The organism is Rhodanobacter lycopersici (genome assembly GCF_040812335.1).
In the GTDB taxonomy this organism is placed as follows: domain Bacteria; phylum Pseudomonadota; class Gammaproteobacteria; order Xanthomonadales; family Rhodanobacteraceae; genus Rhodanobacter_A; species Rhodanobacter_A lycopersici.
In genome coordinates this window covers 1-19,745 of the sequence record NZ_JBFOHK010000008.1, presented here as the reverse complement: position 1 = coordinate 19,745, position 19,745 = coordinate 1, and the positions used below count along the sequence as shown (strand labels likewise).

General features: G+C 61.1%; 14 protein-coding genes. 8 read left to right on the top strand and 6 right to left on the bottom strand.

What is annotated here, in order from left to right:
• Together ABQJ54_RS19020 and ABQJ54_RS19015 are read left to right on the top strand one after the other, a co-directional pair.
• Positions 1–685: RHS repeat-associated core domain-containing protein (locus tag ABQJ54_RS19020; protein WP_367855910.1), on the top strand; the 685-nt coding region annotated here is incomplete at its 5' end.
• A 4-nt stretch (positions 686–689) separates the two neighbouring features.
• The gene (locus ABQJ54_RS19015) at positions 690–1,001 is read left to right on the top strand and encodes a hypothetical protein (protein ID WP_367855909.1); all 312 of its coding nucleotides are present in this window, start codon (positions 690–692) and stop codon (positions 999–1,001) included.
• A gap of 425 nt (positions 1,002–1,426) precedes the next feature.
• Here the strand turns inward: ABQJ54_RS19015 and ABQJ54_RS19010 are convergent, their stop codons facing one another.
• Both ABQJ54_RS19010 and ABQJ54_RS19005 read right to left on the bottom strand, forming a co-directional pair.
• Positions 1,427–1,669 carry a helix-turn-helix domain-containing protein gene (locus ABQJ54_RS19010; RefSeq protein ID WP_367855908.1) on the bottom strand — a complete coding sequence of 81 codons (243 nt, stop codon included), beginning with the start codon at positions 1,667–1,669 and terminating at the stop codon, positions 1,427–1,429.
• 277 nt (positions 1,670–1,946) lie between these two features.
• Positions 1,947–2,135, bottom strand: a complete 189-nt coding sequence (locus ABQJ54_RS19005; RefSeq protein WP_367855907.1) for a helix-turn-helix domain-containing protein — start codon at positions 2,133–2,135, stop codon at positions 1,947–1,949.
• A gap of 275 nt (positions 2,136–2,410) precedes the next feature.
• On the opposite strand from ABQJ54_RS19005, the gene ABQJ54_RS19000 reads away from it, so the two are divergent.
• Together ABQJ54_RS19000 and ABQJ54_RS18995 are read left to right on the top strand one after the other, a co-directional pair.
• Positions 2,411–4,810 carry a TonB-dependent receptor plug domain-containing protein gene (locus ABQJ54_RS19000; RefSeq protein ID WP_367855906.1) on the top strand — a complete coding sequence of 800 codons (2,400 nt, stop codon included), beginning with the start codon at positions 2,411–2,413 and terminating at the stop codon, positions 4,808–4,810.
• A gap of 10 nt (positions 4,811–4,820) precedes the next feature.
• Entirely contained in the window at positions 4,821–7,010 is a 2,190-nt protein-coding gene (locus tag ABQJ54_RS18995) for an Atxe2 family lasso peptide isopeptidase (protein ID WP_367855905.1), read from the top strand.
• Here the strand turns inward: ABQJ54_RS18995 and ABQJ54_RS18990 are convergent.
• From ABQJ54_RS18990 to ABQJ54_RS18975, 4 genes are all read right to left on the bottom strand, one after another.
• Positions 6,995–8,746, bottom strand: a complete 1,752-nt coding sequence (locus ABQJ54_RS18990) for an asparagine synthase-related protein (protein ID WP_367855904.1) — start codon at positions 8,744–8,746, stop codon at positions 6,995–6,997. The genes ABQJ54_RS18995 and ABQJ54_RS18990 overlap by 16 nt on opposite strands.
• Positions 8,746–9,432 carry a lasso peptide biosynthesis B2 protein gene (locus ABQJ54_RS18985; protein WP_367855903.1) on the bottom strand — a complete coding sequence of 229 codons (687 nt, stop codon included), beginning with the start codon at positions 9,430–9,432 and terminating at the stop codon, positions 8,746–8,748. Before ABQJ54_RS18985 ends, ABQJ54_RS18990 begins: the two co-directional genes overlap by 1 nt.
• A 51-nt stretch (positions 9,433–9,483) precedes the next feature.
• Positions 9,484–9,630 (bottom strand): benenodin family lasso peptide, encoded by a 147-nt coding sequence (locus ABQJ54_RS18980; protein ID WP_367855902.1) that lies wholly within the window; start codon positions 9,628–9,630, stop codon positions 9,484–9,486.
• A 173-nt stretch (positions 9,631–9,803) separates the two neighbouring features.
• Positions 9,804–10,433 (bottom strand): GntR family transcriptional regulator, encoded by a 630-nt coding sequence (locus ABQJ54_RS18975; RefSeq protein WP_367855901.1) that lies wholly within the window; start codon positions 10,431–10,433, stop codon positions 9,804–9,806.
• Between the two features lie 538 nt (positions 10,434–10,971).
• On the opposite strand from ABQJ54_RS18975, the gene ABQJ54_RS18970 reads away from it, so the two are divergent.
• The 4 genes from ABQJ54_RS18970 to xerC all read left to right on the top strand — a co-directional run bounded on the left by ABQJ54_RS18970 (position 10,972) and on the right by xerC (position 19,545).
• Positions 10,972–16,809 carry a hypothetical protein gene (locus tag ABQJ54_RS18970; protein WP_367855900.1) on the top strand — a complete coding sequence of 1,946 codons (5,838 nt, stop codon included), beginning with the start codon at positions 10,972–10,974 and terminating at the stop codon, positions 16,807–16,809.
• A gap of 31 nt (positions 16,810–16,840) precedes the next feature.
• Complete coding sequence (locus ABQJ54_RS18965) at positions 16,841–17,812, top strand: RHS repeat-associated core domain-containing protein (protein ID WP_367855899.1); 972 nt, start codon at positions 16,841–16,843, stop codon at positions 17,810–17,812.
• An 80-nt stretch (positions 17,813–17,892) separates the two neighbouring features.
• Positions 17,893–18,327: a hypothetical protein gene (locus ABQJ54_RS18960; RefSeq protein ID WP_367855898.1), complete on the top strand. Its 435-nt coding sequence runs from the start codon at positions 17,893–17,895 to the stop codon at positions 18,325–18,327.
• 300 nt (positions 18,328–18,627) lie between these two features.
• Positions 18,628–19,545, top strand: coding sequence for a site-specific tyrosine recombinase XerC (gene xerC, locus ABQJ54_RS18955; protein ID WP_367855897.1), 918 nt, complete (start codon positions 18,628–18,630; stop codon positions 19,543–19,545).
• The last annotated feature ends 200 nt before the right edge of the window (positions 19,546–19,745 follow it).

Here is a 19,745-nt window from a genome sequence, read left to right as displayed (position 1 = left end):
CAGCGGCACCACGGTCTGGCAGTGGGCGTACGCGGGCAACCCGTGGGGGGAGCTGGACCCGACTTCAACGACCGGCTATACCTACAACCTGCGCTTCCCCGGACAGTACTACGATGTGGAAACTGGCCTGAATTACAACGTCAACCGCGACTACGACTCAAGCACGGGACGGTATCTGCAGAGTGATCCGCTGGGATTGCTAGCTGGATCCAGCACGTATGCCTATGTCGGCGGCAATCCGTTGGATTTGATCGACCCAATGGGTCTTCAAACTCAGGCGGGCGCGTTGCCGTATATACCTGTTACCCCCTGTGGCAGTTGTCATTCCCCTGTTCTGCCAGTGCCGCCACCATCTTCTCCAGGTCAGTTTTCTGTTCCTAACAGTGGCGTCGGTGGAGATACGGGAGCAATTCCCGATACTGATGCACCTGCTAAACCGAAAGTATGCCCGCCGCCGCCAAGAGATCCTTGCCAAGGCATCGTTGACCAGTTGGAAGCGCATCGAAAGAAATTGGATGACTATATGGCTGACCCGACGGCACACGATAATTTGGGCAGACTTTCTTCAGCCGCAGAGGATCTTCAGGAGAAGGTGTATCAGGGGCGAATCATGAATCTCGTAGCGCAGATTGCAAGTTTTGACAGGCAACTTGCGAAGTGTCGGGCGGAGAACGGTGGAGAATAATTGCATGCGCAATATCGAGATACGAAAATTGAAGGAGGTCATAAACCTCCTTCTTGACCACGTCATTGATAGTGGCTCCGATAGCATCGCCTTAGAGGAGCAGTTTTACTGGAAGGTCTGCGACAGTGAGAAATACAAAATGAACAACGAGCCAACCGAACTTGCTGTAGGCGACTTGTTCGACGATTTAGATTTCGTAGAAAGAGTTCTACACAACAAAGAGAATGTTGTGGCTTACACCTTGACTGAGGTGGCTCCCATTCTTGCCTATGTGGGTGAGGTTGCCAGTAATAGACTGGCGCCACAGGGAGGCTAGATATTGCTAGCCCACGTCGTAAGCTCCCGACCTGCATTGCGTCGCCCGTTCTGGGGCCTCGGGCTTAATTCTTGGCCGGATTACCTGCTGCGGCTGACACTCTGTGAGGGGGATTTCCTACAGCGCCGGCAGCAGCGCTGCGACAGAATCAGCCTGCCCCCGAAGTCTGGCCCGATCCGACCAAGCTGCCAGGCGTAAGCCAGCCGGCACGGAAAGTCAGGTGGAACCGACGACGGGGGCACAATTCTAAGTGCCTCAGATCTGCACCTTGAGTGATCCTGCTCCGGCAGCCCATGGTGGATTTCCTAGACCACCTAGATCGTCAGCGCTTGCGTTTACCCGAGATCTTGAAGTTCTTGGTCGATCGTACGAGTTCGTCGTCTGCGCGACATCCCCGGAAATCTGATACACCCCGCAGCATTCTCCTACGCTGGGGGTTGTAGCAACTCGACGATATCCACTCCCAGAGCCTGAGCTAGCCGCTCGAGGCCATCGATGGAGATGTTGGTAACGCAGCGTTCGAGTTGCGAGACGTATGTGCGGTGGAACTCTGCTGCCTCAGCCAGTTGCTCTTGGCTCAGTCCTTGATCTGTGCGTAAGCGGCGAATATTCGCCGCAGCACGGGCGCGTGCTTTTGGTAGGGATCGTGGCGAGGACTTTGAAGGCATGCCTCCAGCCTGACCATCTACCGGCTTATGTTCTACAGAATATAAATCTACTTCTTTAACTCTACATTCTGCTTGGTCGTTGTGAGCGCTATAGGACGGTCACGCCGTGCAATACGGGTGGCTGGTGCCTTCAATGGAAGGGACGTATCTCCTGCACGTCGCATTGACCCCGATGTCCGCATGCGACCTACGGCCGCCTCCTCAGGTTAGACAACCTTTGGGGCGTGGGCACTCTAGGTGATGGCACTTCCGTCGAGGTACCTAAGGCGCCGTCCCTCTACGCAGGGGGCTGGAGCAGCTCGGCGGCATCCACCCCCAGAACCCGAGCGATCCGCTCAAGGCCGTCGATAGAGATGTTGGCCTTGCAGCGCTCGAGCTGCGACACGTAGGTGCGATGCAGCTCTGCCAATTCACCAAGTTTCTCTTGGCTCAGGCCTTTGGCTTCGCGTCGGCGACGGATGTTCACCGCTACATGAGAGCGAGCGCTTGGCGGGAATGTGGGCAGAGACTCGAAAGGCATGTAGCCAAGCCTCATCCTCTACCGCCTTGCAATCTACAGAATATACATCTACTGTATATATTATACATTTTGGTTGTGACGGTGGATCTGCATCGGTCGTTGTCCCCGTCGCCTGTGCAAGCCATGCGCTACCGGCGTGGCCAGACGACCGCGCCCGTTCTGGGACACGACCGGACCGGCACGAGAAGAGGGCCAACCCATGGGAAAGCAAAGGACGCAGCATGAAGACAAGTACGCTACGCAATACCATTTCCATCGCCTTGCTCGTCGCCGCTGGTGGCGCGAGCGATTGGGCTGCGGCCCAGGACGTTGCGAAGGACACGAGCGCGCAGGGCAGGGCGTCAGTGACCGACACGCCGGCCAAGACGCACCGGAAGAAATCGACCGGCACATCCACACCGCCGGCGGCAACCAACCTGCAAGCCGTGACGGTCACCGGCACGCGCATCCGCGGGGGCAGCACGCCGTCCCCGGTCATCACGATCGGCAGCGAGCAGATCCAGCAGGAAGGCTTCACCGATCTCGGCGAAGTGATCCGCAGCGTGCCGCAAAACTTCTCAGGCGGCCAGAACCCGGGTGTGACCGGCGTTACCAGCGGCAACGGCAATCAGGATCTTACCGGGGGCTCCGCCCTGAACCTTCGCGGGTTGGGAGCCGACGCATCGTTGACGCTGCTCAATGGACGCCGTCTGGCTTATGACGGGTTTTCCCAGGCCGTGGACATCAGCGCCATTCCGGTGGAGGCGGTGGAGCGCCTGGAAATCGTTCCGGACGGTGCGTCGGCGATCTATGGCTCGGATGCGGTGGGCGGTGTGGCCAACGTGATCCTGAAACCCGATTTCGACGGGGTGACCTTGGGGACGCGTTACGGCGGCGCGACCGATGGCGGCCTTGCGACGCGCGAGTACACCGCGACTGCCGGTACTACCTGGGCAAGCGGTGGGCTGATCGCGACGTTCAAAGATGCCAATGCCGATCCCATCTATGCACGTCAGCGCCCCTACACCCGGTATCTCATCGAGCCGTATACGATCTACAACGGCAGTGACTCGCGCAGCGGCCTTGCCAGCATCCATCAGTCGATCGGCGATGTGACCGAGCTGAGGCTCGACGTGCTCAGGACCGAGCGCGACATGACGCAGTACTACGGTCTGACGGCGGATTCCTACTACCGCTACAGCCCGAAGGCGTCGATCACACTGGTGTCGCCCAGCATCACATTCTCCCTTCACCGTGACTGGTCGCTCACTTTGAGCGGGGCGTACGGCAAGGACGATGACACCTACGCGCGTCGGCTCGTATCGGCGGCGGGGGCCAGCCTCGATGACCTTGAGTACTACAACAACGACAGCCGCTCCTGGGAGATCGGCGCCGAAGGCCCGCTTTTCCCGATTTGGGGAGGGGACGCACATCTGGCCATCGGGACCGGCGGGCGGGAGTATGAATTCCACGAGGTGCCGAAGGTTTCCGGCAGCCCCTACGGCGGCGATGAAAATGTTCGGTTCGCCTACGCCGAGCTGAGTGTTCCATTCGTTGCGCCTGCCTCGGATATCCCGGGCGTCCATCGCCTGGAATTCAGTGCTGCGGTACGCGGCGAGGATTACGACAGCTTTGGCCGGGTGACCACGCCGAAATTCGGGGTGGTCTATGACCCCACCGTCGACTTCACGTTCAAGACCTCCTGGGGGAAGTCGTTCAAAGCACCTACGCTGGCGCAGCTCTATGGGAACAAGTACGCCTATCTGTGGAGCGCCTCCACGGTAGGGGCCGGCGGAAGTCCCGCGGATGCCACCGTACTGATGTCCTATGGCGGCAACGCCGACTTGCAGGCCGAGCGAGCGCGGACCTGGACGACTTCATTGGCCTTCCATCCAGAGGCGCTGGCGGGGCTTGACGCCGAGTTGAGCTGGTTCGACATCGACTACACCGACCGTGTGGTCTTGCCCGTCAACTACCTGCAGGCACTGAGCAATCCGGCTTATGGGAATTACGTGGATCGGTCGCCGACGCCCGAGAAGATTCAGCAGCTTTTCGCGGTTTACGGCAGCAACTTTTACAACCTGTCCGGCGTGGCCTACGACCCGGGCAAGGTGGTGGCGATCATTCGCGACCAGTACGTGAACGCCGCACGTCAGCAGATCAGGGGTCTCGATCTGTCGGGTTCGTATCGCTTCGATCTTGGCGGCAGTCAGCTGGCGGTACGCGGATCGGCCAGCTGGCTTGAAAGCACGCAGATAACCAGCGCCGGACAGCCCGAGCAAACACTCGCAGGCACTGTCTTCAATCCGGCGAGGCTCAACGACCGCATCGGCGCGGTTTGGACATCGGGGGGCTTCAGCGCATCGGGCTTCGTCAACTACACCGCCGGCGTGACCAACCGTCTCGCGGCAGGGACCGAAAAAACCGCGTCGTTCGTCACGGTAGACGCCGCGGTCAACTACGACGTCGGTGAGCGCGCCGGCGCCTTCTCGGGGTTGACGCTCGGGTTGTCGGTCCAGAATCTGCTGAATCGCGCGCCTCCGCTTTATACCTCGGTGTTTGCGACGTACGTGCCGTACGACGCCACCAACTACTCGGCGATCGGACGCTTTATCAGCGTTTCGGTTTCCAAGCACTGGTAGGGGAGGGGGCATGAAATTTCTTCATCAACCGGCCCTGCAAGCGGTCGTGATAGCGCACACGCGCATGGATCCTTCCATCAAGAAGCGCTGCCCACATTGGGTCGCGACGCTTGCACTTGTTGTGCTTGGCGTGGCTGTCATCGGGCCATTGCATGCGGAAACGATTTCGCCACGACGCTTGCTGGAGGTGACCGACCTGGGCAACCCGGTAATCTCACCTGATGCGCGGTATGTGGCGTTCCGGTCCGAGCAAGCATCAGTTGCACGCAACACGTACGACACCGCATGGTGCGTACAGAGTTTGGATGGGAAATCTCCGCCGCTCCGTGTAGCGGATGGGGGTGCCCCGTTGCGCGAGTACGTCAGCGGAGTCGTGCTGCCATCGCCGGCCATCTGGTCGCCGGATGGGCGGTGGATCTACTACCGCGCCCAGCTTGATGGCCGCGTCTCCGTCTGGCGTGCGGCGGTGGATGGCTCCGGGGCTCGTGCGGTGACGTCTGATCCAGCGGATGTGCGGGATTTCATGCTGAGCAGCAACGGACAAACGCTAGCCTACAGCATCGGCGCGACCCGGGAAGAGGTCGTCAATGCAGAGGAATCCGAGTACGACCGTGGCATCCACATCGACAAGACGGTGAATATTGCCGCCGGGCTGTTCCGATCGAGCAAGCTTGAGGGGCGACCGGCCACGCAGCGATTCACGGGGGATTGGTTCTCGACCGGGCCATTGTTGGCGAAGGTGCCGAACCGTTGGAAGGCTGTCGACCTGGCAACGATGGCAACCCGGGATCTGTCTGCGTCGGAGTTACCGGCGCAGCCGTTAAAGGTAGCCGATCTTTCGCCGCATCTTCCGACGCCGCCGACCAAGATAGCGCAGAGTCCGGGCGATGGACGCGTCGCGGTGCTGATGCCTGGAAAGAAGGAAAAGGGTCTGCTGATGAGCCGGTATGTCGAGCTGGCCATGTTGCCGGACAGGCACGCTTCGCACCCGGTTCGGTGCATGGCCAAGCTGTGCCGCGACAGGTACATCACGGATATCCAGTGGCGCCCCGGCAGCGATGAGGTCCTGTTCACGGCCATCGATTTTCACAAGGGGCGTGCGCAGTCGATCTACGGATGGAATGTCGTAACGGGTGCGGTGCGGCCGATCGTACTTTCCGACGGACTTGTCAGCGGGAGCCAGCGCTACTGGGACATTCCTTGCGCGCTGTCGTCCGATACGCTGGTGTGCGTCGCGGTCGAAGCCGATCGCCCGCCGCGTCTCGAGGCGATCGATGTGAAGAACGGCCATCGCCAGATTCTTTTCGAACCGAACAAAAAGCTGGAGGCGGATATCGCGGCCACGGTGCCGGCAAGGCTGATCCGATGGAGGGACGGGCAGGGAAGGGAGTTCAGCGGCCAGTTGTTCGAAGCGCGTGGGGCGAGCACAGGTCAACCGCCTCCGCTGTTCGTGACGTTCTACGACTGCTACGGATTTTTGCGCGGCGGACTGGGCGATGAGTGGCCGCTCGCCACCTTGGCCGAGGATGGCATCTCGGCACTGTGCATCAATGCGTTCCCGGAAATGCGGCTTGATGTCGCTGCCAACTATGACCAGGGACGCGCGGCCGTAGAGAGCGTTGTGAAGCTCCTGTCCGCCGAGGGGCGCATCGATAGAACGCGCGTCGGCATGGGTGGACTCAGCTATGGCAGCGAAGTGACGCTGTGGACACTGGCTCATTCGGGTGTGGTGACTGCCGCGTCCGTCAGCGGCATCTCGGTGACGCCGACCTATTACCTGTTCAACAGCCTGCGGGACGCCTTCCGTTCCACGCTTCGGGAAGTGTGGCAACTTGGCGCGCCAGACGAAACGCCGAAGCGATGGAGGGAAATTTCGCCCGCGTATCAGCTCGGCAGGATCAAGGCGCCGATCCTGTTCCAGCTGCCTGAGCAGGAATACCGGATGACGTTGGACTATGCGCTGCCGCTGGTGCGCAGGCATCAAGCCGATATCTATGTGTTTCCGGACGAGACCCACATCAAGTTTCAGCCCAGGCACAAGCTGGCCGTGTACGAGCGTAACGTCGACTGGTTCCGCTTCTGGTTACAGGGGTACGAAGATCCGAGTCCCGACAAAGCCGGGCAATACCGCATCTGGCGTGGAATGAGGGAGAAGGCTGCGAAGTATCGTTTTGGCGCGGAGGCTCACGATGGGTCCTGATCTTGTTGACGCACCCAGTTCTCGGCCGCGCACAGGTCGAAGATGCGAAGAAACGACAGATCCCTTGGCGCAAGTCCTCTCGCGAAGAAGTTCTCCAGTGCAGCGCGGTCGAGCAGGCCATGGGCGCATAGCTTTCCCTCTTCGAGGAATTCGCGCATCTTCGGCATGTTGTGCGTATAGATGGTGGCCATGTGGCCGGTGTACGAGCCTTTGCTGCGTCGATGGAAAATCCCCTGCGGCAGACGGTCGGCAAAGGCCTGGCGGGCGACGGCACGGTTCCGGCCGTCGGCGATCCACATCCAGGTCGGGACTTTCAGGCATGCCTCCATGACAGGCTGGGACAGCAACGGAAAATGCATGAAGCGTCCCATGCCGCGAGGGGTGGCATCCCTGAATAGCTGGGTTCCGATCAAGTCGTGAATTTTCTCGCGGTCGCCGGGCAGTGCGCCCAGAGGTGCGTCCATCCAGGGATGGTGCTCCGACTTTGTTGTCGCCCAGGACGGGTTGAGCAACGTGCGATCCTCTTTCCAGCCCGTGCGTGGCCGACGCAGCATTTTCTTGAGGGTCAATCGGCCGGCCTTGAAAACCGTGCACTGGTGAAGGGCTGCGAGGTCGCCGATGGCAGCGACACCGGCCATGATGCCGCACTCCATGAAAGCGTCGGCGGCGGGCGCCGCGGTCTTCAGGTAACAGAAGACGGTGTCGCCGCCACCACCCGAAAAGAAGCCGTCCACGCCATGTCGGTCACCCGTGGTCTCCCAGGCTTCGTTTATGACGTTCTGCGGAATCCCGATCGCGGGAGCGACGGATGAGCGGGGTATGGGAAATTCGATGTGGATATTGTCAAACCCTACCTCCACCGGGAAAAGTTCTTGGCCCAGCGCATCCGTCACAAGTCGAGCGTAAGGGCGCTCGTCAATGCCGGCCGCGGGCATGACCAGCGTGCAAAAAATGGCGCGCAGTGAGGCATTGCGCAGGCAGGTGGCAACGATGGAGGAGTCCAGGCCGCCCGATAGCTCGACCACAAACCTGTCGTCCCCCGTAGATAGAGCCCTGGCCACGTTGGATAGGGCGGTTCGGACATCCTCGGTCGCCACACGAGGATTGTTGTGCCGAACGTCTTTCTCCACGAAGCGCCATGGCGACCACACGGGGCTGGCTGAGACATCTTTCCGTCGGCAGGTCAGCATGCTGCCTGGCAACAATTCCTCGATGTGCTTCAGTGCCGTGCGTGCCGTCTTTAAGCATGGGAAGTTGAGGCAGTGCGCGATGGCTTGCCAGTCCACTTCTCTACGGTAGAGCCCAAGGTCGACCGCGAGGCCAATGTCCGAGGTGATGAACCCTTTGCCATCGGCAAACGAATATACGCACGGGACTGCGCCCGAAGGATCACGCAGCAGGGCGGCTTCTGTCCCGTCTTTGCCACCGACGTGGAAGGCAAGATATTCCCCCCAGGCATTCCGTAGCAGATGGTTGCTGAGTTCGTTCCCCGGTCCATCGAAATCGACCGGGTGTGCGATTCGCTGGCCATCCTTCGTGAAGATCTGGCCGATGACCAAGCCGTGCCCGGATATCGTGAGGGTAGGAGCATTGGCGGAGACGAATACTCTGGCCAAGGCTGATTCAAACTCGCAGACCATTCCCGCGGCGTGCAGGGACCTGTCCAGCGGCGGAAGCTTGTGGCTGTCGCCCCTGTTAAATCTCTCGCCGAGCAGGATGATGTAGCGATACTTCATCAGATCATCCGGATGGGGGTGTGCGCGATGGCGTCGGAGAGTGTTTCATTCAAGACAATGTCGCCGGCCTGTACCCAGCAATGCGCCGTGAATGGCTCCGATGTCACGCCGAAGACGATGTTTGCCGGCAATCTCCGTCGCGAAAGGAACCGGAGCAGTGACAGGGAATCCAGGAGGCAGATCGGCTCTATGGGCACATAGCGGCGCGCAACAGCGAATTGCCAGCTTGCCTGGAGCAGGTTCTCCACAAGCGCGGTGGGCGCGGCGACCTCGAGTACACCTGTTTTTCTATCGCGGTATGAGCAGGCTTCGTCGAGATTCGTTTTGAGTGTGCGAGTTTTCAAGTGGCGACGAGTCGACCAGATGAGCGCCATGATTTCGGCGACAATGGCCGGGTCAAGCCGGTGACCTGCAACTGCGGCGGATTGTTCGATTGCGCTGCGGGCCGGGGGCTGGATGCTCGCTATTGCGGCAGGTGGTTTCAGGTCCGGTGCTTTGACCAGTACTCGAGCGGCTGCGAGATCCTTCAATAGCGTGGAAGCGACATCTTCATGTGCCTGGAAACTTCGCATGGCCTTCTCAAGAGGGGTGGCCAGCTTGAAGTATCGGTCTTGCACTATATCGAGAAAGACCAAGTGCCCGCCGGCGTCGCAACACGAAAGATCCCCTCTGAGTTGGTATCGCATCGTTTGTCCCTCAGAAGTAGGGCGCGCACCATGGTGCGCGCCCCGGAGTTGTTATTCCTCGGAAATGCCGGGAGTCACGGGAAGGCCGGTTCCACCCCCTTCGGTGAAGCCACTGCTGCCCTTCGTTTCGACGCTCGCGACACCGAGCACGATGACGTCTTCCAACGCGTCGTTGCGGATGTTCTCGTTCGTATCCATCTCAATCTCCTGCGTTGACGTCATGGCGATCCCATGACGCGGGCAGCGTAGGAGGCGGAAATTTTGATTTTCAAATGATTACTGCGCTGTCATCCGGTGATTATTCCGGGAGCGTGACGGTCGTCCCATCATGCCGGGCTCTGCTTGCTTCGAAGTTCTACGGTCGACGCGCGCTAGTGCAGGTAATCGCTGCGGTCGTTCAGCAGGGCCACGATGCTCGGAACGAGTTGCTTCCTGTGCTCGTGATAGTCGCGCAGTGCGGACTTCAGGGATGGAATGTCGCGTGTCTGCCAATACCGGTTGAGTTCAGAAAGCTCTTCGAGGCCGTGTTCGAGCAGCCCTTGTTTGGCCCGGCGTATCGGTGCCAGCCGGTCGTTGGCCTGCTTTACGGCATGGTGCAAGGATCGGTGGGCCGTCGCGCGGGCGATCGTGTCGAACAGTTGCCACGTCAGCTTGACCGGATCGCCGTCGGCAGACGCGATCTCCGGTGTTCCGGTCTCCTGGATCGTTGACGCCACGCCGATATCGCATGCCATCAGCAACAGGCGTTCCATCCAGTCATAGAGATCGCGCAATGCGATTTCGGTGAGCAGCGGGACATGCAGTCCGCCGCGCGCGTGGTCGACGATCAGGGCTTCGCCGACCAGGCGGTACAGGGCGAATCGGACTGGGGTGGGACTGGTGTTGAATTCCGCGGCGAGCCCGATCGGATCGATCCGTTGCCCGGGTGCGTAGCGCCCTGATCGCAGAGCGCGTCTGACCTGTCCGTACACGAATGCACTCTTGGAGTGGGTCGCATCCATAGCTGGACTCCATGCCTGCGGATGGTTGACTCCTGTACCGAGTTCAGCAAAAACATGCGCAATGTATCGCATGTTATTACGACAAATGGCGTGCCTATTCCGAAAACGGAGTCACAAAAACGAGGTTTCGAACGTACCGCAAGGCGCGGGAGGCGGCGAAATGGTGTTTCTGCTCTTCCCGATCCATGGGGGTCAGGATGGATTGCCGCCTGTGCGGGGACGACGTTGGACCGAGGCTTTTCGAGGTTCCCTCCAGGCTTTGGTGGCGAAGTTCGCTCACGAGTTGGCGCACTATCGCGCGGCATGTTTCCCAGAGCCTCCATATTCCAGTTAATGGCCGCCAGCTATTCCAGCAATACTTGACATCACGCTGGCAGCCACTGCCATTGTGACGAAGTTGAATTCGAAAAAACTTGCTTGTTGACGAAGGACTCGGTGCGGCAGTACTTGTGAAAAAAGCACCGCGCGCAACGCGCGGTCTCCAGGGGACAACACGATGCGTGCACGTTGGCAAGGGAGCTGCCTGTGGGCAGTGGCGATGCTGGTGCTGTCGGTAAGGTGCTATGCCCAGACGGTCACCCCTGAGGACGAATACAAGAACCAGATCCATATCGATCAGGCGATCCATCCGTTGGGCGAGCATCCCTTCGGCGAAAACATCAGCCTGTACGACGGCACGTTGTCGTTCGAGGTAAACGACGTCAGCGTGCCAGGCAATGGCCCGACGATCCATGTGGGCCGTGTGCTTTTGCCTGCGCAGGGCTCAAGCAATCTGGCGAACATACAGCGTGCGTTCGCCGACTGGAATCTGGACATTCCACGCATCGAGACGTACACCGCCGGAACCTGGCAAACGGTGACCAGCGCCACCTTGCGTTGCACCGACTTCAACGTACCGCCGACCATAAATCCGACTCAGCCAGGCGCCGATCCGTGGAGTCCCGACCAGTGGTGGTACGGCTATCACCTGATGATACCCGGCGAAGGTAGCCAGACCTTGCTGCAGGCCTCAACCCCCAAAACCATCAACGGGGCGAGTTTTTCGATCCTCACCAAGCAGAACTGGGTAATTGGCTGCGGTGTGACGGCCAGCGATGGCGGCGAGGGATTCCTGGCGATCGCGCCGGATGGTACGCAGTACACCTTTGCCCACCTGTTTTATCAGGGGACAACCGGTCTCACCACACCGCTTGGGACGGCGCCAGCGGCGGTGACCGCCGCTGGCATCCACCCCATGGTGGCGCCTGACAACATCCTGGGCCGTCAGGATGCACAGATGTATGTCACGCAGATCAAGGACCGCTTTGGCAATACCCTGACCTATCACTACGACACCAACACCGGATACCTAGACAGCATCACGGCCAGCGATGGGCGTGAGGTGGATATCACGTATGTGTCGGGCTCACCACTGGTTCATTCGATCAATACCGGGTGGCGCACCTGGACCTACAGCTACGACACCACGACGGATCCCGTCCGACCCATCCTGACCGGCGTGCAGCTGCCGGACGGCAGCTCCTGGACTTATAAGTTGAGGGCTTTCCAAGCTCTGATCGAGACGACGTCGAGCGGAAACTGCCAAGCTAACCAATTGCCAGTATTCAATACCGACACCCCGATCACCGGCATCATCATCCACCCCTCAGGATTGACGGCCCAATTCACGTTGACCCCCATGCTGCATGGACGGTCGTATGTGCTCAAGCAGTGCTGGGGTTACGACCCTACCATCGGACAGGACATCTATGCCCGCATTCCCGACTACGAGTACCAATACTCATTGACGAGCGAAGCACTATCGGGCGCAGGCATGTCCACGGAGACCTGGAGTTACAGCTACTCCCCGGCAATCCCAAGCTGGAGCAGCGATTCTTGCGCGACGAGCGGCACGTGTCCTGACACTGTTTATACCGATGTCACCGATCCAGGCGGCAACGACACCCGCTACACCTTCAGCAACCGATTCGACATCACGGAAGGGCAACTGCAGCGCGCGGACTACTACAGCGGTGCCGCGGGCAGCACACTGATGCGTTCCGTGGCCAACGGTTACGCCAGTCCCGTGTATTACGGTTTCGACCTGCAGGATCACGACAATCGGACGCAGGTCGAAAATGCGTCGCCATTGAATCTGCGCACGACCACTCAGGATGGCCAGGCCTACACCTGGCAAGCAACGGCCTTCGACGCCTACCTGCATCCGACCGACGTCAAGCGCTACAACAACGTCGCCGGGCAGTCACCGATCGAAGAGACCACGACCTACCTTAACGATACCAACCTGTGGGTGCTAGGCCTGCCGCAGACCGTGACCAACGTGGGCACGGGTGAAGTGGAATCGAGCAACACCTACAACAACCTGGACGAACTGACTGCGCGCGCCCGCTTCGGCGAGACGCTGATGAGCTACACGTGGAATGGTGCCGGTCAGCTCGCCAGCTTCACCGATGGCAACCACCACATCACCAACCTGAGCAACTACTACCGCGGCGTTCCGCAGGCGATCGCGTATCCGGACGGCACCAGTGAGACGCTGGCCGTCGATGACTTCGGCGAGATCACGTCGATCAAGGACCAGGCAGGGCATACCACCGGCTACCAATATGACCCCGTGGGTCGGGTGGCCGAGATCGACTATCCCTACGACAGCAGCATCGACAGTGCGCAGTGGTATCCGAAGAAGTTCAGCTACACCCCCCCTGCCGACACCCCCGCCGAGCGCGGCCTGGCCGCGGGCCACTGGCGTCGTACGGTGACCCAGGGCAGCGACACCGATATCACCTACTTCGATGCCGAACTGCGTCCAGTCTTGGACGACACCTCCAACGGCAGCGCGCATATCACCAACGCCACGGCCTACGACTGGCGCGGCCTGACCACATTCGCCTCTTATCCGGAAGCCGGCAGCCCGGACCTGTCGGCGATCACCACCGGCGTGCACTCCTCCTACGACGCGCTGGGTCGGCTGCATCAGACCCTGCAGGACTCGGAACTGGGCACGCTGACCACGACCACCGCCTACGTGGGCGGTCCCGGCACCCAGGTGACCGACCCGAAAGGCAACGTCACCACGACCTACTTCCAGGCCTTCGACCAGCCTGTCTACAACGCGCCATGGTCGATCAGTGCCCCGGACGGCGTGAGCCAGGGCATTCCGCGGAACATCTACGGCCAGCCGACCGCGATCATCCAGTCGGGCAGCTACGGCACCGAATCGGACAGCGTCACCAAGACGCTGGTCTACGACAGTTACCATCGGCTATGCCGCACCATCGAACCGGAAACCGGCAGCATGGTCATGGCCTACGACGGGGCCAACAACCTGGCGTGGAGCGCAGAAGGCCAGACCATCACCGGGAGTGGCTGCGGCCAAGACCAGGTGGCCGCTGCCGCGCAGACCGTGCGCACCTACGATGCGATGAATCGCGTGCTGACGATCCTGCCGCCCAGCGGCACGCAAAGCACGACCTACACCTACGACGCGCTGGGCCGCATGCAGTCCACCGTCTCGGGCATCGCCACCCAGGGCTTTGCCTACAACAGCCTGGGCACGTTGACCGGCGAGAGCCTGCAGGTGGCCGGTGGTGACCCCTGGACGATCGGCTACGGCTACGATGCCTACGGCCACCGGGCCACGGTGAGTTATCCGAACGGCACCGGCACGAGCGAAACCGTGAACTATGCGCCGGATGCATGGGGTCGGCCCACGCAGGCGGGCGGCTACGCCACAGGCGTCAGCTATTACCCCAACGGCCAGGTCGAAGGCTTCACCTACGGCAACGGTCGCAGCTACCTTGCCCAGCAGAACGCGCGCCAGCTCACCAGCAATTTCAGTGACGGCGCGGGCAGCACGCTGGACCTGAGCGAGGACCTCACCTACGACGCCGATGGCAACATCACCGCGGTTAACGATCTCGCCAGCGGCCTGCGTACCAAGAGCTTCGGCTACGACGCCCTGAACCGCCTGACCAGCGCGACGGCCGCCAACCTCTACGGCACGGAAAGCTACACCTACGATCCGATCAACAACCTGCGCACCCGGCTGACGGGCGGCCAGACCCTCGCCTACAACTACGACGCCACCAACAAACTGACGAGCATCACGCAGGGCGCCAGCACGATCGACAGCTTTATCTACAACCCGCAGGGCGACACCATCGGCGAGAACACCACCACGGCGACCTTCGATGCCAAGCATCAGTTGACCAGCATCCCCGGCCTGGAGAGTTACAGCTACGACGCCGCGGGGCGCCGAGTGGAGAAACTGCCGGCGAGTGGCTTGCCCACTTACTATTTCTACGACCAGGCCGGCCAGCTGATGGTCCAGTACGTCCCCGGTACGGCTACGACCACCGACTTTATTTACCTCGGTACCCGGCTGATCGCCCGGCACGATCACGTACAGTTGACGCCGCCCGGCGCCATCAGCTTTGGCGCCAACCCCACTGCCGGCGGCACAACCGTGAGCTGGGGCAGTGTGCCCGCAGCGACCAGCTACACCTTGCAGCAGAGCAGCGACGGCGGCAGCAGCTGGGGCACGGTCTACACCGGCAGTGCGGCTAACACGGCGGTGTCGGGTCTGGCGGGCGGCAGCTACGTCTACCGGGTGCAGGCGTGCATCAGCAGTAACTGCAGCGGGTGGACAACCTCGACCGCGCTGGAGGTGTGGCCGGCGATCCCGACGGTCAGCGTCCCGACCGGCACGGTCAACGGTCCCTACCCGGTGAGCTGGAACGCGACGGCCGGCGCGACGGGCTACACCGTGCAGGAAAGCCTCAACGGCGGGGCGTGGACCACGGTCGCGAGCACCACCACGGCGACCTCGATCAGCCGTCCGGGAACGACGACGGGCAGTTACACGTATCAGGTGGAAGCGAGCGATGCCTACGGTACGGCAGGCTGGAGCGCGGCCTCGGCGGCGGTGAGTGTGAACACGGCCTTCGGCACGGTGCCTTCACCGGTACCTACCTTGAGTGTGCCGGCTGCCAGCTACACGGGAAGCGCGACGATCAGCTGGACGGCGTCCTCGCCGGTGACGGGCTATACCTTGCAGCAAAGCGGCGACGGCGGCAGTACCTGGACAACGGTCTACAGCGGCACCGCCACCAGCACGACCGTGACTGGTCTGCCCGACGGCAGCTACACCTACCAGGTGCAGGCGTGCAACAACCCGGCGGATGGCTCGGTGTGCACGGCGTGGGTGACCGGCGGCACGTTGGTGGTGACGCTCCCGCCGGCGAGTGCGCCGAGCCTCAGCGTGCCGCCGAACAGCGGCACTGGCATTTACACCGTGATCTGGGGCAGTGTCGCCACGGCAACGAGCTACACCTTGCAGGTCAGCAGCAATGGGGGCAGCCCCTGGGTGGCCTACAGCGGCAGTGCGACGAGCTGGGGCGCCAGCGGCCAGGGAAATGGCAGCTACGTGTACCAGGTACAGGCCTGCAACGTCGGTGGCTGTGGGCCGTGGAGCGGCACCGGCACGACCACCGTGCTGTTGCCGCCCGCCACTGCGCCCAGCCTGAGCGTGCCGGCCAGCAGTACCACGGGCGCCTATGCCGTGAGTTGGAGCAGCGTTGCCACGGCCACGAGCTACACCTTGCAAATCAGCATCGACGGCAGCGGCTGGAGCAATGTGCAATCGAGTGCGGCCACGAACTGGAACGCCAGTGGTCAAGCCACGGGCACTTACGCTTACCGTGTGGAGGCATGCAACACGAGCGGCTGCGGACCGTGGAGCGGCACCGGCACGATCAATGTCCTGTTGCCGCCAGGCAGCGCACCGAGCCTGAGCGTACCGGCCGGCAGTCCCAACGGCAGTTACACGGTGAGCTGGGGCGCGGTGGCGACCGCCGCGAGCTACAACCTGCAGGAGAGCGCCAACGGCGGTAGCTGGAGCACAGTGCAGTCGGGTACTGCGACCAGTTGGAGCACCAGTGGCCGTGGTGACGGCAGCTACTCGTATCACGTGCAGGCGTGCAACGCGAGCGGCTGCGGACCGTGGAGCGGCTCGGCGGTGGTCAGCGTGTTGTTCCCGCCGGCAGCACCTACTGGAGTTTCATCAACACCGACCATGGTGCCTTACCCGAACGGATCATGGACGACGAGCTGGCCCGCAGTGAGCGAAGCGACCAGCTACAACTCCCATGTAACAGACACTGCGACGAATACGACGACCGTGAACTACAACAGCGCCGCAACCAGTATCACCCATACGAACCCCTTGCCCGGCACGTATGTGGTCGGGGTGCAGGCGTGCAATGCGTCGGGGTGCTCGGGGTGGACGAATTCAGGGACGGTGACCGTGTTTTGCACGACGGCGTCTTTGGCGACCAAGGTCAAGGGTGTGCAGCCCTATCTCGTCAAGTGCAACTGATGCGGCGATGGCGATCAGGAAAGGACACACCATGAAGATCAGTCGACACGTCGTCCAGGCACTGTTCCTGCTGAGTCTGTGGTTGGGCTTGGGACTGCAGGCCCAGGCGCAGACGGACACGGTGACCTACGTCTACACCGACCCACAGGGCACGCCACTGGTAGAAGCGGATGCGCAGGGCAATGTCGTGGCGCGGTACGACTACACGCCCTACGGCGGCTCGGTGGCGTCGCTGGGAAACCCGCCGGACGGCCCGGGCTACACCGGGCATGTGAACGACCCGGAGACGGGGCTGGTGTACATGCAGGCGCGGTACTATCAGCCCATTGGGCGGTTCTTGAGTCCGGATCCGGTGGGGCCGAGCTCGGGTAACGTTTACAGTTTCAATCGATATGCCTATGCGGACAATAATCCGATTGCGAATACTGACCCCACGGGAAGGAATGTTGTCTTCTCGGTGGATCGAAATGGAGCGGGAGGCAATGGCCATACAACGCTCTACTTTCAAAACGGCCAAGGTCAGTGGTATGCCTACAATGAAGGTGCGGCGGGAAGTGTTTCGAGTGGAGGCAATCTAGGCTTTCTGCTTGGCCTCAATGCACCTGCGGGTGTGACCATTACACCGGTGGCATCGACTGCTGTTCCTGGGAATACTGCGAACAGTATCGTGATCGGAACGACTTCTAATCAAGATGCCAAAATAGCCACTAGCGCGCAGGCAAGTGCTGCAGCGTATAACTCGGGTAAAATTGAATACAATATTTATACAAATAGCTGCACTGTGGCGGCGGTAAATGTTGTGAATGACTCGGGTGCGGGTATAACGGTTTCGGATCCAACTTTTACATTTCGACCGAATAGTTGGATTGATGAGATCAAGAGTGACCCCAATGCTATTCAGCAGCAGAAAAATACACCACCGCCACCTCTTGTGCCTCCGCCGCCCCCGCCACCTCAGAATACCCTGCCACCGCCTCAACGAGATCAGGACATTAGTAGTTGACCGCAATGTATTAGATTTGTGAGTGTCACTTCTAATCGTCGCTTATATGTTCAATCATTTGGCCATGAGTGGTGAATGTGATGAAGTTTGTCCGATCATCTCTGCTAGGGTTTATGCCAGTTATTATGCTGGCTTGCGCCGCATCTGGCTCTCCTGCAATTTCTCTTGTTAAAGAAGGGGTTCAGGTATCTGCTAAGCTGGGCAAGATTTCTATCAACAATGCTACCCAGGCACACTTTGTGCACGCGGAACTTACCATCTACAACAAAAGCAAGAAATTGAAAAGCGCTAATTTAAATTGCCTCGCGCTGACGGTTGGAGGGGTGGTGAGTGATGAAATCGATGTGGACAGCATTGCTTCGGTGTTGAGTGATCCTTATCCAGCCGATGCAAATGGCCAGATTAAGGTTCCCGTGTATTGGGTGTTCTCTGCGGGAAAAGTGCGCGATATTCAAGGATTGCCCGATGCTAAGTTAAGTGTGAAATCGGGCGCGGCATCTTGTTTTCGATACTAGCAACTGGATCGGGATCAGATTGATTCTTGAGACTGCACTTTTTCGCAGTCGACCCGCTACGCCCGCCTGGTGCGGGCGTTCGCGTATCTGGCGACTTGGGCTGGTACAGCGTGACCCGGGCCGGGTCACGGATGCCTGGCGAGGGCGCGCCGCACACCGGCCGCCGTGGCAAAGGGCGCGCGCGGTGGGTGCCGAAGGGGCCACGGCGGTGAACGCGATCGCTGTTCCTGTCCGCGGTGAGGTCCACGCCCGGGTGTTCAGGCCCTGAACACCCCCTGGGGTGCGTGCGGAGTTCACGGCGTGAACAACGCCAGCAAGGAAGAGGGGCTGGCCTTGCACCGCTTCATCGGCTGGTGTGCCGAGCGGGGCCTGACCGATCCGCGCGAGATCGTCCGGCCGATGCTGGAGCGCTACCAGGCGCATCTGTACTACTACCGGCAACCCAACGGGAAGCCGCTGACGCTGGGCAGCCAGCACGGTTGCCTGGCCCCGCTGAAGACCTTCTTCCAGTGGCTGGTACGCGAACACTACCTGCTGGCCAACCCGGCCTCGGAGCTGGTGTTGCCGCGCCCACCGAAGCGGTTGCCGCGCAGTCTGCTGAGCGTGGCGGAGGTAGAGGCGCTGCTGCGCGAGGCGGAACCGACGACGGCGCCGGGCTTGCGCGATCGCACCTTGCTGGAGGTGCTCTATGCGACGGGGCTGCGGCGGATGGAGGTGCCGACCCTGGCGCTGTACGACGTCGACCTGGGCCGGGGCCTGCTGCAGGTGCGCGAGGGCAAGGGGCGCAGGGACCGGGTGGTGCCGCTGGGCGATCGGGCGGCGGCGTGGCTGGCCAAGTACCTGGCCGACGGCCGGCCGCCGCTCCTGGCCGGGGACAGCGCGTGGCTGTTTATCACCGACTACGGGCAGCCGCTGACGCCGGAATACGTGGCCGCGAAGGTACGGCGGTACCTGCAGTTTGCCGGGATCACCAAGCCCGGCGCCACGCACCTGTTGCGGCACGCGTGTGCCACGCACATGCTGGAGAACGGGGCGGACATCCGCTTCATCCAGCAGCTCTTGGGTCATGCCAGCGTGGCGACGACGGAGATCTACACGCACGTGTCGATCGAGAAGCTGAAGCAGATCCACGCAGCCACGCATCCGTCGCGGCTGCGGCGGGCCAGCGATACCGAGCTGCCGGACGTGGACGATCCGGATCTGGTCGCCCGGCTGTAGGGTCTCCCTGCGTCGAGCCGCCTCATGCGATGTGCACGCACGCCTTGCGCGCGCGTCGCGCGGGGCCGACACTGCGTCTAGCAGGCTGTTGAGAAGCGCCGTCGCATACCGCTTCTGATAGCTTCGATCTATGCGTAGCTTTCTCCGCAGTGCCGATCGGACAGGATTTTCGGCGCTGCGGACGCACGTCTCCCGTCGTC